At 41.1% G+C, this 14,282-nt stretch carries 18 protein-coding genes; all 18 read right to left on the bottom strand.

The genetic code is table 11. The annotated features are described in order from the left end of the window. Window positions 1-153: 153 nt before the first annotated feature. Window positions 154-579 carry a hypothetical protein gene (locus tag H5647_RS04145; RefSeq protein WP_045856532.1) on the bottom strand — a complete coding sequence of 142 codons (426 nt, stop codon included), beginning with the start codon at window positions 577-579 and terminating at the stop codon, window positions 154-156. Window positions 580-1,078: 499 nt separating this feature from the next. Continuing rightward, window positions 1,079-1,576, bottom strand: coding sequence for a hypothetical protein (locus H5647_RS04140; RefSeq protein ID WP_045856529.1), 498 nt, complete (start codon window positions 1,574-1,576; stop codon window positions 1,079-1,081). A gap of 120 nt (window positions 1,577-1,696) precedes the next feature. Further along, window positions 1,697-2,134, bottom strand: coding sequence for a DUF3592 domain-containing protein (locus tag H5647_RS04135; RefSeq protein WP_045856527.1), 438 nt, complete (start codon window positions 2,132-2,134; stop codon window positions 1,697-1,699). 1,186 nt (window positions 2,135-3,320) lie between these two features. Beyond that, window positions 3,321-4,109, bottom strand: coding sequence for a DUF2071 domain-containing protein (locus tag H5647_RS04130; RefSeq protein WP_045856524.1), 789 nt, complete (start codon window positions 4,107-4,109; stop codon window positions 3,321-3,323). Between the two features lie 181 nt (window positions 4,110-4,290). Then, window positions 4,291-4,632 carry a hypothetical protein gene (locus H5647_RS04125; RefSeq protein ID WP_045856522.1) on the bottom strand — a complete coding sequence of 114 codons (342 nt, stop codon included), beginning with the start codon at window positions 4,630-4,632 and terminating at the stop codon, window positions 4,291-4,293. A gap of 125 nt (window positions 4,633-4,757) precedes the next feature. Further along, a complete protein-coding gene (locus tag H5647_RS04120) occupies window positions 4,758-5,171 on the bottom strand; it encodes a hypothetical protein (RefSeq protein WP_045856521.1) in 414 nt (137 codons plus the stop codon). 118 nt (window positions 5,172-5,289) lie between these two features. Beyond that, window positions 5,290-5,706, bottom strand: coding sequence for a hypothetical protein (locus tag H5647_RS04115; RefSeq protein WP_045856519.1), 417 nt, complete (start codon window positions 5,704-5,706; stop codon window positions 5,290-5,292). A 99-nt stretch (window positions 5,707-5,805) separates the two neighbouring features. After that, window positions 5,806-6,210, bottom strand: coding sequence for a hypothetical protein (locus H5647_RS04110; RefSeq protein WP_045856517.1), 405 nt, complete (start codon window positions 6,208-6,210; stop codon window positions 5,806-5,808). Between the two features lie 97 nt (window positions 6,211-6,307). Continuing rightward, window positions 6,308-7,240 (bottom strand): alpha/beta hydrolase, encoded by a 933-nt coding sequence (locus H5647_RS04105; RefSeq protein ID WP_200911626.1) that lies wholly within the window; start codon window positions 7,238-7,240, stop codon window positions 6,308-6,310. A gap of 38 nt (window positions 7,241-7,278) precedes the next feature. After that, entirely contained in the window at window positions 7,279-7,758 is a 480-nt protein-coding gene (locus H5647_RS04100; RefSeq protein ID WP_162926279.1) for a hypothetical protein, read from the bottom strand. 105 nt (window positions 7,759-7,863) lie between these two features. Next, entirely contained in the window at window positions 7,864-8,202 is a 339-nt protein-coding gene (locus H5647_RS04095) for a hypothetical protein (RefSeq protein ID WP_045856512.1), read from the bottom strand. Window positions 8,203-8,342: 140 nt separating this feature from the next. Beyond that, window positions 8,343-8,924, bottom strand: a complete 582-nt coding sequence (locus H5647_RS04090; RefSeq protein WP_045856511.1) for a hypothetical protein — start codon at window positions 8,922-8,924, stop codon at window positions 8,343-8,345. Between the two features lie 127 nt (window positions 8,925-9,051). Next, window positions 9,052-9,714 carry a hypothetical protein gene (locus H5647_RS04085; RefSeq protein WP_045856510.1) on the bottom strand — a complete coding sequence of 221 codons (663 nt, stop codon included), beginning with the start codon at window positions 9,712-9,714 and terminating at the stop codon, window positions 9,052-9,054. A gap of 1,132 nt (window positions 9,715-10,846) precedes the next feature. Next, window positions 10,847-11,227 carry a hypothetical protein gene (locus tag H5647_RS04080; RefSeq protein WP_045856508.1) on the bottom strand — a complete coding sequence of 127 codons (381 nt, stop codon included), beginning with the start codon at window positions 11,225-11,227 and terminating at the stop codon, window positions 10,847-10,849. Between the two features lie 118 nt (window positions 11,228-11,345). Then, the gene (locus tag H5647_RS04075) at window positions 11,346-11,849 is read right to left on the bottom strand and encodes a hypothetical protein (RefSeq protein ID WP_045856505.1); all 504 of its coding nucleotides are present in this window, start codon (window positions 11,847-11,849) and stop codon (window positions 11,346-11,348) included. A gap of 65 nt (window positions 11,850-11,914) precedes the next feature. Next, entirely contained in the window at window positions 11,915-12,751 is an 837-nt protein-coding gene (locus tag H5647_RS04070) for an IS3 family transposase (RefSeq protein WP_236075025.1), read from the bottom strand. After that, window positions 12,748-13,113 (bottom strand): transposase, encoded by a 366-nt coding sequence (locus H5647_RS04065; RefSeq protein WP_045856502.1) that lies wholly within the window; start codon window positions 13,111-13,113, stop codon window positions 12,748-12,750. Before H5647_RS04065 ends, H5647_RS04070 begins: the two co-directional genes overlap by 4 nt. A gap of 141 nt (window positions 13,114-13,254) precedes the next feature. Further along, window positions 13,255-13,566, bottom strand: a complete 312-nt coding sequence (locus H5647_RS04060) for a CC0125/CC1285 family lipoprotein (protein ID WP_045856500.1) — start codon at window positions 13,564-13,566, stop codon at window positions 13,255-13,257. Window positions 13,567-14,282 lie beyond the last annotated feature (716 nt).

The following is a 14,282-nucleotide window of genomic DNA, read 5'->3' as shown; positions in this document are numbered from 1 at the left end:
AATTGCAACTCCACAAAAGAGTAGAGCGCATAATGTGAATTTGGCGAAAATATTCATAGGCACTTAACGCCTCAAACACCGGCTTGGTGAAGTTGGCGACTTTTTTGGAACAAAAAAGGTGACAGCTTTGCCAAGTCCGCGTGCTTTGACTTGTTACATGCTGGTCAGGCACTCATTCAGAATATTGTTTAGTAGAACTTTATCTTGCTCTCCAACCTTAACCAACATACTGTTTATTTTTTCTGCCAATGCACCCTTTAGCCATACGGGAACACCTTGCAAATCTTGCATGTATTGGAGCGCACAGTATGACCCCATATAGCCTCGGCACTTTACTACTTGAAAAGCTACCAAGGACTTACTTTTCCCATAATGATGCTCAACAAATGAATGCGCTAACATTACGCGCCAGTCATCAGGCTTTTCCTTCTTCGTACTCTCAATGAACGCATCCCACTGCTTATCACTAAACTCTCTGGAAATGTTGGCTATTTCATCACATGGCCCCAAATACCAAAGATCCCATTCTTGATCGTGGTATTCATCCAATATCTTTTCTATGCGCTTTAGGTCACTCATCGTTTTGACATGTAACGCTTGGTTCTGGCGGGTTTTTGGAGGGAGTTATTTTGTGCCTTAGCACAAAATAAGGCACGGAAAAAACCTCGCCAGGAACCACTTGTTATAAGACGTATCACCACTGCGCCTTTGTTGCTAAAACTATGGCGATAAAGAAATTACAGAATCCGAAGGCCCTAATGGCTCTTTCATTGAACATTGAAATAGATGCCCCCTCTTCAGTTTTAAATTTATTAGAAAACATAAACGGGGCTATACGAAATACAAATACCTGAAACCTAGATAATGTATACATCATCTGTGCAGGCCAGAAACACAGCCAAGAGCCTGCAATGAGGAATACAAAGATCTTAAACAACGACTCTAGCATTAATTGGCCTTATAACGCCGTTAGCAACGGCCGTAGTGTAGGTGTTTTTGTGCGTTAGCGTAGCGATAAACGCATAAAAATACCGGAACGGAGGTCCAGCCCGCTTGCGGGCGAGGTTGGCTAACCTTGTTAAACATGTACTCCCCCGTTTAGGACAATACCAAATGAACAAACAGCTAAGAAAGTACCGAGAACTAAAAAGATGCATGAAGCAATAATTAGGTTCTTGCAACGCTTCCCATCTTTTTCTAGGCTATCTTTCTCTGTTTTCAATTTTTCATTACCCTCAGCCTCACTAAGGCGTAGTATCCGCACATAGTGCGCTAGGCAATCAGATGAGTAAAACCTGTGCGCAAGAGCCGCCAAGGAAGAAAGTAAAAAAGCAATTGGACCCAAAAAAAGAAAAACTACCGAGCTCATATTGGCATTGAGAGCTAACAGACCGCTCTCCCCGATTTCCAGCACGATGTTAGATACTAAAAACCCATATACAGCTATTCCCAATAACGCCAATCTCAATATTTCAGTAGAAAACGCCATATATTTTTCTAGTACTATGACATCTATTTTGTATCTATCTTCGTGAACCTTACTTCCGCCAAGATATTTTTCAGAAAATGTTCTCATGACTATCTCTTGGTGTTTAACGCCGCAGTAAATTGCGGCTATGTAGTTGATTGTTTTTGTGGCAGCGTAGCGGCCGCCACCAAAACAAGCGACGGAATAGCCGTCAATTTGACTGCCTTGTTAGCTCTGGACTGCGATGAAGAAAAACACAGCCATAAAGCAAATAAACCAGACAGCACTACCTTGATACCCGCGATACAAAACGGACTGATAGGGACGTTTGGGATTGACGTAGATGGTTACATCACTTCCCTTGACGATACCCGACAGCATTGTAGTTGCGTTGCCATACTTACTAGACCAAAGACCACCATACTTAATCTTACTACCTCTATAAGAAGAGCCCATGTATGAGTAATGATATTTGATACTAGGCTTACTCTCCTCGACTCCATCATCTATCCGTGTATCGATACGAACGTCTGTGACCTTTGCTGTATGTGCTCGCCAACTATCGGAGGCTCTCCCTTTTAAAACCTGATAAATCTCATACAGGAATATTAAAAGCGCTAAACACCAAAAAATAATCTTCCCATATATTCCGAGTTCTATTTCCATACTTTAGAGCTAACGCCGCCATATGCGGCAAATTTGGAGTTGTTTTTTTGTGCTAGCGTAGCGTTAAAGCACAAAACAAACAACGGAAAATTTGTCCAGCCAGCTTGCTGGCGCAGCATGATGGCCTTGTTAAATGGCGATACACCAAACAACACCAACACTGCGTTGCGGAACGCAAATGGAGCTTTGCTACCAAAGTGGCGAACAACGCTACATGAACACCCGTAAACGCTAAACCTGAAAACCCTAAGAAGAACGACCGGTAAACTTTACACCACTACCCCGCTCTGCTTTTTTCTTCATTAAAACTACCCGCTCGAAAATAACACTTTTTACGAGTTACTAAAATATGCTTGAAACCAGTAAAGCTTAAAATACTAAAACAGACTTTTAGAGTGGTTTGCACGGTTTAATGCTGGTAGAGCTAAACGAACTGTTTCGTTATGAAACTAGCATAATATTTAAAACCACTACACAGCTAAAAATGTAAGTTTAAAACTGAAATCTTCACGCCGTATAAATAGTATGTTGCCGAGCTATTTAACGCCGCCATATGCGGCAAATTTGGAGTTGTTTTTTTGTGCTAGCGTAGCGTTAAAGCACAAAACAAACAACGGAAAATTTGTCCAGCCAGCTTGCTGGCGCAGCATGATGGCCTTGTTAAATGGCGATACACCAAACAACACCAACACTGCGTTGCGGAACGCAAATGGAGCTTTGCTACCAAAGTGGCGAACAACGCTACATGAACACCCGTAAACGCTAAACCTGAAAACCCTAAGAAGAACGACCGGTAAACTTTACACCACTACCCCGCTCTGCTTTTTTCTTCATTAAAACTACCCGCTCGAAAATAACACTTTTTACGAGTTACTAAAATATGCTTGCGACCAGTAAAACTTAAAATACTAAAACAGACTTTTAGAGTGGTTTGCACGGTTTAATGCTGGTAGAGCTAAACGAACTGTTTCGTTATGAAACTAGCATTATATTTAAAACCACTACACAGCTAAAAATGTAAGTTTAAAACTGAAATCTTCACGCCGTATAAATAGTATGTTGCCGAGCTATTTAACGCCGCTGTATGGGGCATTTTTTGTGTAGTGTAGTTTTGGGGTATAGTGGCGAAGCCACCCCAAAACGGAACGTAGCAAAAAATGTCCCTATGACAGCCTTGTTAAATTTTTTACCCAATAACAGTGGGCGGCAAGTAAATAGTAAATTCATTAATGGGTTCTATTAAGACGCTATAAGGTGAATTTTGCTCCGATTTTTTTACAATTTCGAGATCAGATAAAAGCTTAAAACTAGCCGATACAAGCTTGGCTGGAGTAACCTCTAGCTCCTTGTGCCAGACTCGATAAGTACCGAGCTTACTATCTCTTCGATAATAAAATCCAGCCAAAGGATGAGTTAAGTAAACCAAGGCTGACTCAACGTCGGGGAAGCCAGGAAAATCAAATTTGTCATATTTTGATTGAACCAATTCAACCGAAGCTGCCGCCCAGTCAGATACCGTTTCCATACGGTACTTTTCGTAAAAACCACTAGTTTCATCTAAGACACACTCGAAACTGACTTTGCCGGAATGCCAAGGAAGGTTCCATAGATATCTGGGCACCGCGAGCGTCCACGAGTCCAGCGTCGTACCCAAAAACCATACGCAGCGCTCACCCGTTTCTTTATCGATAATGTAAATACGATAATTGGTTTGCCCCATTGTAAATTTTGGGAATGGGAACACTGCTGATGTGAAATCTACATCAATAAACGGAACAACGGATAAAAGACCCATTTTCTGGCCATTTACTTCAACTGTATCTAGTTGAAACCGCTCGGGAAATATACCTTGAAATCTCTCCGCCGGAACTGCGTAAGTGATAATTGCAAAATGCTTCAAACCACATAGTACATCTATCCCGCGTGGTTTAGGTCTCTCTATCAAATAATCTTCTAGCTTCCGTGATTCTTGCACGATGCTTCCTTGAAATTTAACGCCGAGTTCAGCGGCAGTTTTTAAGTTGTGGTTTTATGGAATACTTTTGCGCAGCAAACCATAAAACCGCGACTTAAAAACTGTCCAGTGTAGCGAAGCGGAACGGTGCTGCAACGACTTGTTATACAATTTCCTAACGTTCACAGATTTAAACTTTAGATCATTCCAAGCACTTAGCACTAAGCTCTGTTTCAATAACCTTATGAACACCTGAGTCCTTTGATTTTTCAGTGGTTGTTTTAATAGAATAAGACGTAACCATAGCGTTTTCATTTTTGAATTCAATAATTGATTTTATACCCGAAGAAGAAAGCTCAATCTTACTATCAGTTTCGGATGAAATGGACAGATTTTTTATATTACCAATATTTTTCTTAAAACATGCTAATGAAACAGGGTTACCGAACGATACTGACGTATTAGTTGACCCAGAATCATAGTCAAAATTGCAGCCATACAATGAAACAACAAGAAAACTAAAAAGTATTCTATTTTTAAACATGAAAATCTCCTTACCTTTTTGTATAACGCCGCAATTACGGGCAGGAACGGAGTTGGTTTGTTTGTGGTAGCGTAGCGTTAAACCACAAACGAAGCAACGCAGTGGAAGTCCGGTAGATTGCTTTGTTAGGCTTCGGGCTCAACGTTACAGTCTTGTTTACTCCACATTTCCAATATTTTTTGAACATTTTCTTCTAGTTCAGTTCCGGGTATATATTTTTCTGGAAATTCTTCACGGTACTTATAGATTTTTTGATGCAACAAGCAAGCGTCCCTATATTTAAATTCATAGGCGTTTTTCGGGTCCACCGTAAATATAGATGCTGTAATCATTGACATAGCCCTTTCTCGGGCTGAAGCGTACTTTTCCGCATCAATATTTTCTAGCAATAACTGGGAATAAGCCAATTCTTGCAATCGGGTTTCTTCTTTGCGCTCATCGAGCATACTGGAAAAATACTTCCCAAAAAATACGGCACTGGCTATACCAGGTGCTACACAAACGAGAACTAAAGTTAGCGCAAATAGTATCTTATTCATTTTGATAGCCTAACGCCTGTAGCACCTGCACAAATTGTGGAGTGCTTTTTTGTGTAACATTGAGCGCAGCGAATACACAAAAAGGCGCGTAGCAATTTGTGTCAGGTGGCTACACTTGTTAGGGCTTGGGAATATTTTTAAAACCACCTAACTTGCTTTTTACAAAACTGCTTAGCTCATGATTTTCTTCATATGGTTCTAGAGCAGCAGCAATATCCCATGGTGGATTTACAATACCAAAATACCTTAACACTTCATCTTGCTCCACTGCAGGAGCCAAAGATAAGCTCATTAAGAAACCTTCCGGACACTTGAAAAACGCCGTTTCATTAATCTCAGATAGCCATTCCGAACTAGCTACCCCTTTATATTGACCTGATACGGACAATGAAAATAGTTTCTTGTAGTCCATTTTTTTGCCGCAGGACGATTGTTCAACTTCCTTTGCCATGCTTGCCAATGCCAATTCACTGTCGCTTTGTGATAGCGCCATCGATGGAATGATAAGAAGAACAGTCAATAATATATTTTTCATAGGTTCAAGCTCATTGAGCCCTAACGCCGCCAGCAACTGCCGGAGTGAATTGGCTGCTTTTTTGCGGTTTTTTGCAAAAAAGAAGACAGTTTACGGAGGTCAGATTGACTGGCCTTGTTCTGTGTTTCCAAGGTAATTTACCTTACTTTTATAAATTTTTGATGCACTAACCAATGATGCTGTGCAATTACTACAATAGTGGTCGAGCTGACCATGGTTGAACTCAAAGATAAGCCTTGCTGACGAAATATCTTTTGGCTCGAATCCCTCGGTAATTACTAAGCGATAAAATGTTTCTTTAAGCGAGTTAAGTGCGGCACGTAACGGTTCTATATGCAGGAACACTTTTGGGCATAGCTCCATATCGGATACACAAACCTCTATGGAATCGATGCCTTCTGCCTCACAAGCCTGCCCAAGATGCGGATGCACAAAAGAAAGCGCACCCACCGCATGGTGAGCAATGCTCTGTACAACACTTTTTAATCGCTTATGAGATGCCATGATTCCCCTGACACAGAACGCCCGTGTATGCGGACGGAGTGGAAGCGCGAAGCGCTGGAATGGAGTTCCGACATGACACGCTTGTTAGCTTCTGTTTTTAGCCCTTTGGTATTGCTTTTTTTAAGCCGTCTGTTAAAAGCAGAGAAAACACACTAAAATGTGTTTCTCCATCCAATACATAGGCGTTAAACGTCAATCCCTTATATTGCCTATTTTTAAGTATTTTTTCGAAAAGCAAGACATCATCAACCATGCTTTTATGGTTGTTTTTATTTTCTTCGCTACCAATATACATAAAGACAGTTGCATTCATCGCTTTGTTCTTTTTTGCATACGCCTCTTCTAGACGGAAAATAGCTCCTTCGTCATACCATAATGACGGACTACCTATAATATATTTCTGAAATAGTTCTGGTTTAACCAAGAGGGTGTAAGCTCCCAAAAGCCCTCCAAAAGAGTGGCCTATATAGATTTTATTATCCACATCAATACGGTATTTTTGAGATATTAAAGGAAAAACCTCCTTCTCCAAAAACTCCAAGTATTGGAATGCTTTACCCGAATATTTTTGAGCTTCTAAGGAATGTGCTCCTTTTTCATCTGGAGCGAAAGTTGGCGTGTAATCTCTAGTCCGACTAATTTCGGAAGAACTCCCTTTTGAATATGATATACCTACTAGAATGAGATCTTCAATATCTCTGCCTCCCATAAGGCCAACCACACCACTAGCGATAGGAAAAGAAAATCCAGTATCACTTAAAATTGCAACGGGATAATTTTTTTTCGTCTGTGAATAGTTACGAGGTAGCTTTATATATAATTCATAATCTTGTTTATTAATACCTGAACTGATTGTTACTATTTCCGTACCACTTATTCTATATTCCGAAATTTCCTCAGCCTTAATGGTGAGTGATAACATAGATAATATAAGTGCATAAATATAACGTAATAACATTATTTTTTTGATTCCTTTAGGGAAGCTAACGCCACAATAACCGAGCGCAGCTAAGCGTGGTATTGTGAGCAAAGCGAACCACGCTTAGCGGAGTCCGGTTGATTGTTTTGTTAGTAGCAGCTAGGGCCATCGACCAAATGCTTAATATACCAATGTTGATCACTTAATTTTTCCATTTCACCACATTCAAGCATTTTGGTCCAAGGACTTTCCAATACCTCCCAGTAGTCTAATGCTAGGCCACTACCTGATACAGCAATACCTTGCCTATTCAGTAATATACTGACATTGAAGTTGTCATCTGAACGATATGAAGTTACCAAGACAACACGTAAATCTTCTATAAGTTTTTGAATCTTACTAATTTTGGCAGATAGCTCTGTTGTAAGCGGGCAATGCTGATCAATAAATTTCATTTCTCCAAGCTCCACTCTTCGTAAGCAAGGCTCGTTATAGAAAATTGATACTATCTCCTCTATCTCAAGTTTGTGTTCAAGACGCCATTCATCAACATCACTTGAAGATAGATCAACACCTTCTGAGCAGGAGAACAAAATAATAATTGTTAAAAAAACGAGTACTCGATTCATAAGGGCTACTAACGCCGCCAACACAGGCGGCCGAAACGTAGTGTAGGCCGTCCAGTGCAATGCGTTTTTTTGCATTGCACGATTGTGCTTGGCCTTGTTAGTTGTTTACTTGTTTGCAGCTTTACCGGCACCAAGACCACCAAAGAAAGCGAGTAACGCGATTACCATTTTCTCCGCTAGGCCTTCACTACCTTGACTTAATGCGTAAGCAGATAGCGCTAAAATTAATGCGGAGATACCAAATAATGCATAGATCGCTTTGTTCGCAACTCCTGCTAGTATGCCAGCTCGTTTAGTTGCTTCCTTTTCAGATGTTTCCTGAGCCTGTGCAAAAGGAGTAACTACACCCTCTAACAAAGCACCGATAGCATCAAGCTCACTGGCACTTTGTTCCTTGGTTATAACCTCACCTTCTTTTGTGTCTTTACTTTCTTCTTCGCTCACGCTATCTCCTTGTGACAACTAACGCTTTTAGCACACGCAAATATTGTGCAGCGGAATTTTGTGTATATTGGCGGAGCCATACACAAAATGAAGCGAAGCAATATTTGTCGTGTGGCTAAACTTGTTAGGCTTCGACATTTTCATTGCGAGATCTTCTTTCCTGGACCATTAGTGCCAGGAAACTGCCAACCCATATGAGTGACGGTATTTGCAACTGCACATACTAATTCGGCTGCATTTTCTCTTGTCTGGTGCAATTCCTTTATGCTTATCGGGGTAAGAAAAATCAGTTCCTTTTTATTAACGAAGCGAGGAATAGAAAAACCTTCATCATTTGGCTTGGGCCATGAAGCATGACAGATAACATTCCGAATTTCAGCTGCCTCTTTTAAGCATTGAATAAGATCATCGAGGTTTTCAATTGTTGCTTCAGGGTGTTCGCGAACGGCTTTCCCAAAGGTTTCAATTAACCCCCACAATTGATCTGACATCGATCTTCTTACCTTCACCAGTATTTTTTTCAACGCATCCTCAATTTCGTCTTCCTTGTAGGTCTGTGTTACAGAAAAAGCATAAATTGCTCTACACAATGTATCTTCTAAAAACCCGAAAGTAGCAACTGCTCGGCCAAGAGCTTCCCAAAACTGTCCTTCATGTTTCTGCGTCGGAAAATATTCTGGTAGATTTTCTAAATCTATTAAGTGTCTAGTTATTTCTGACATAGTCGGTATGATTGCCTAACGCCGCTGTATGGGGCATTTTTTGTGTAGCGGAGTTTTGGGGTAAAGTGGCGAAGCCACCCCAAAACGGAGCGAAGCAAAAAATGTCCCTATGACAGCTTTGTTATACTTATATTTGCTTAAGGTCATTGCGCATTTGCTCACGTAGTTCCTTAGCCTTACTTTTAGCTAGCTCTCCCACTCTCATAAGTCCAGCCTGATTCGTAGCCGCTAACTCTTGGTCGTTTTCAATAGTGATTTTAACTAAATCAGACATCATTTTTCCTGAGATAGTAAATAGCTGATCATATAACTCTTTTATTTCATCAAGAAGAACGGCAACTTCGTCACTGGCCGTTAATCGCAAACTATTTGTCTCGGATTCGATAACACCAAGCTCTTGGAATCCATCGCGAGTTATTTTTGATATCTGCTCAGAAAACCGAATTGTAGCCTGAGTAGCATCAGCCTCATCATTGCGGTCACATGCCTGTAAGTATGAGGACATAAATTCATTCATTATAGGAGTGAGCACATCTTGGTAGTCGGTTTGATGCTTATTATGTATAGCGTCAATGTGCCTAAAATATGACTCGTATTGAGTTGCTTTCATTTCAAAAACTTTTTTACGCCTTTCCAGATCAAGATCAAAAGACTGTTTAACCGCAATAAGTTCGCGCTCATGCCTCTTCTTGTTAAAGTATAAGAAAGCTAGCCATAACGCATTTATAAGACCAAATGCCCATGCTGCGTATTCTGGCTTTTCTGAAATTACTTTGAATATTTCTTCCATAATCGATATTCGACTTTAGGTATAACGCCGAGCTCACCGGCGCATATTGCGGAGAGCGTTTTTATGTAAAATGGAGCACCGCGACATACATAAAAACGAGCGTAGCAATATGCGTCCGAGTGCAGCGATTTGTTATGAGCTGGGTGGCACTTACTTTCTACAGCGCTCTTTGTGGAGCGAACGCGGAACTTTAGCCTATTAAAAACCCAACCAGTTTAATCCACTATTCTAACAATTCGCACCTTCTTGATGGAGCCTTGAAGATGCGAACTACCTGTTTCATTTCGCAGTGGGTTTTTAAACGGTAAACCAAAGAACGAACAGGTTTGCGCTCACCTTATTCCAATGCTTTCTATTGTAACCACTTCACTACATTCTTGTGCCGAGTGAAACTATTTGCTCTTTCTCGACGTTTGCACTTACTAAACTGCTAGTTCTCAAATTGGACAGTATTCTGGAACGATTTACAAATTATTTAAACCCGCCATAACGCCGCCATATGCGGCAAATTTGGAGTTGTTTTTTTGTGCTAGCGTAGCGTTAAAGCACAAAACAAACAACGGAAAATTTGTCCAGCCAGCTTGCTGGCGCAGCATGATGGCCTTGTTAAATGGCGATACACCAAACAACACCAACACTGCGTTGCGGAACGCAAATGGAGCTTTGCTACCAAAGTGGCGAACAACGCTACATGAACACCCGTAAACGCTAAACCTGAAAACCCTAAGAAGAACGACCGGTAAACTTTACACCACTACCCCGCTCTGCTTTTTTCTTCATTAAAACTACCCGCTCGAAAATAACACTTTTTACGAGTTACTAAAATATGCTTGAAACCAGTAAAGCTTAAAATACTAAAACAGACTTTTAGAGTGGTTTGCACGGTTTAATGCTGGTAGAGCTAAACGAACTGTTTCGTTATGAAACTAGCATAATATTTAAAACCACTACACAGCTAAAAATGTAAGTTTAAAACTGAAATCTTCACGCCGTATAAATAGTATGTTGCCGAGCTATTTAACGCCCTGCAGAAGGGGCCGTAGTGGAGCTGTTTATTTTTGCGGTAGCGTAGCGGCCACCGTTAAAACAAACAGCGGAACGGAGGTCCCGCTTGCTGAGTTGGTTAGGCATGCTACTCGCAAAAGCCTCGTTTACGAAGCTCGTTTAGGTTCTCCATAGATTTTCCTTTGAGCTCGACGGCGTAATCGAATTTACTAGCACCTTCCCAAACCATTGGCTTAAGATCTTCCGCACTAAAATTCAAATGCATACAGGCGAACGACAAAAGGCTGTCATAGTCCGATTTTTCGGCGTATTCCACAATACTATTCGCGGTGCTAGCGCGAAACTCATAATCCGACTGCTCCGTTTGAGGAGAAATGTAGACTTCACCTAAGCTAAGCGTTTTCAGCAAAATTGCCTCTTGCTGATTCTTCGTAACAAGAAGACTTGAAAACACTCCGCTTAAAAATGCAGCAATAAATACAACGATAAAAATTACAATATTCTTCATTACTCTTAATGCCTAACGCCTGTGTATGAGGCATTTTTTATGTAGTGTAGTTTTGGGGTACAGTGGCGCAGCCACCCCAAAACGAAGCGAAATAAAAAATGTCCTTATGACACATTTGTTAGGGCTTTGGCGGATTTTCATAAGTTAATACTCTAATGCTCCGCGTTCCTATTTTGGACTTTAAATATTGCGTAACGGCCGCTGTGGCCGATTTTACACTTTGCCGCTCCTTCTCGTCTGTAAGGAAGTTATTTTTACCGTGCTCTAACTCCATCTCTCTGAATACAACTTTCACGCTCGATTTAGAAATTTCAACATAGGCTTGAACGTAAATATTTTCGCCCAACTTAAAGCCAAGGTTTTGGGTATGTCCGGTTGCTGGTAACAGCCCAAAAGATACACTCTGATTAGTACGCTCGAAATCAAACTCTCTTAGAACCTGAGTAATTTCCTCTGCGGCAATATCCACATCCTCATTCGAAAGAAATAGTTTACCCGAATCACTATCTGCAACAAAGCCAGCTTCAACTTCCTGTAAACTCTGAGTCTTGAGCATTGCACTAGGCGGAATACAGCCTGCCAAAAAACACACGAAGAAAAGAATTGTAATGCTTAATTTCATATTGGCCCTAACGCCCCGCTTAGAGGCAGTTTTGGAGCTGTAGACTTGCACCACTTTGACGGACACTAAACATTTATATTTTGATATGTATTTGGTGATACATAATTGAGGCTAGAGTGTAATCTATCCTCATTATAAAACTCAACGTAGTCAACAATCCTAGCGACACATTCGACCATATTATTAAACTTCCAATGATGCACCAATTCATTCTTTAATGTCTTAAAAAATGATTCTACAAAAGCATTATCTGTTGGCGTACCAGCTCGGCTCATACTACTAACCATGCCTGCGTTCGCTACGGCCTCCTGATAAATGTCCGAGCAGTACTCCGAGCCCTGATCACTATGAAACAAACACCCAGGTTTTGCCTCTTCATATTCCAACGACATCTTCAGCGCGCCGCATACCAAATCGGCATCATGGTTTCTGGAAAAACCCCAACCAACAACCTTACGAGTAAATAGGTCTAGTACAGCCGCCATATATACAGACCCCTCTCGAGTCTTAATGTATGTCATATCCCCAGCCCAATGTCGACCTACCGATGCTGCTGGTGGCGACTCAGCTAATACATTATCCACCTTTAATGAATTACTGCCTGAAGCGCGATTATGCCGATATGCGTGGTATATAGAGGTTATTGAATACGCTTTCATTAATCTGTTGATCCGCCTGCGACTACAGGGAAACCCTAGGTTTTTTAGGTATGGGTGAACTCGTATAGCGCCATAATTTCTTTCATGACCTACATGCATCTTTGTTATCTCATCAACGAGAATACTATCGTACTGCGCTCGACTGCTTTCCCCACGCTCGCGCCAATCGTAATAGCCAGTTGTTGAGACATCCAGATATTCACACATCCTAACGACCTTATGAGCCCCCCGGTTCTCCTCTATGAACGCGTATCTTTCCTGCGCTGATCCGAGAAGAACCGTTTTGCCTTTTTTAGAATAACGACCTCTTCCTCTTTGGAGGCTAGTCGTTTTTCCAATTCCTTTATTCGCGTTTCTGCGCGCTTAAGTGCGTCACTGTCTTCTCTAGACTTTTTGGGTGGAGGGGCTTTAATTTGCATGTGTTTATTCTCGGATAGACGGCCTTCTTTATATTCTTGGCGCCAACGGTAAAGCATGACGGGATGAATCCCAAGCGCCTTAGCAACATCGACCGCCCTAACGCCACGCTTCTTACTCTCTCTCACCGCCTTGACTTTAAAAGCCAACGTGTAGCTTTCGTAATGTTTCTTCTTTGTTAAACCCATTTTTTACCCCTTTAACTAAACAGTAAATAACTGTCCGCCAAAGTGGTGCAGGTCTACTGATTGATTTATGGCAGTCTTTTCGCCATAAATTTAAGCGGCGGAAAAACTGTCCTTCTACAGCGGCTTGTTAGGATTGCACTGTTAACCATCACCAAGGCACTTAATAACACCCTCAGTTAAGGGGTGAAATACTTGCACTGGGTAATAACTACTGTGACCACCATTTTCTTTTGAAACGATATCATATCCACTTGGGCATAATTCTGCGGCTCGTTTTTCCCAATATAGCTCGACTGTTTCTGGAGAAGTAGTACCGTTTCCCTGATACGAAACTTCAATAGACCCATCATCTAACTGCTTATCTTTATAGCCACCTGAGAAACCATATTTACCATATGCAGTTGCGCATCCAGACAAACATAAAACAAAAATTGTGAAATATAAGTTTTTCATAAATCCCCTAGATTGATTGATAGAAATATCCTAACAGTTTATTCAACGTCGTTAAGACGCATTTCCACAACATTTATACTTATATACCTAAATCTAGGCATAGAGCAATAGTATTTATACAGCGTGGATATATGTCAGTACGACGTTAAAGTTCGTGAATTAAGAGCCAGTTTATACCCAATACAGATTTTAATTCTAGGGCCAACTAATAAACGATTATCTGTGGCAAATACCACACCACTGAACATATTCCATATACCTTTGGTCTCTTTTCGATTTAGCGCCATCAGGTCAATAGGAATGCCCTGCCTTGACGCTAATCAAGTGCGCCACTTTAGGCCAATCAACAATCAATACGGGCGCCCCGATAAGACCTTCTCGTCACAATGCCAAACAAACCGTAATGAGCCGCCCTTATTAGTGACTACCACAATCTAAGGGCAACACCAATCCATTTATTCCTTAAACAACAGGAGTAGAGCGCCAACAAAACCGAAATCAGGCGGCACTACGAATAACCCTGCCACTCAGTTTGGGCGGAATACGCATGCGGAATAATCTAGCAGTATTTTTATGTGTATAACACGCGATACGCTCGAATTGACAGCCCGAATGGCTTCGGCATAAGTAGACGTTTTGCGGCCAGCAAAAAGGCTCCTTAACCCACAATATGTTGGGAATTAAGGAGCCTTTTTTAAAGCACGCAGATAAAACTA

This window comes from Teredinibacter purpureus (assembly GCF_014217335.1).
Lineage (GTDB): Bacteria > Pseudomonadota > Gammaproteobacteria > Pseudomonadales > Cellvibrionaceae > Teredinibacter > Teredinibacter purpureus.
The sequence above is the reverse complement of the archived record's forward strand: the minus strand, read 5'-3'. Positions and strand labels throughout refer to the sequence as shown.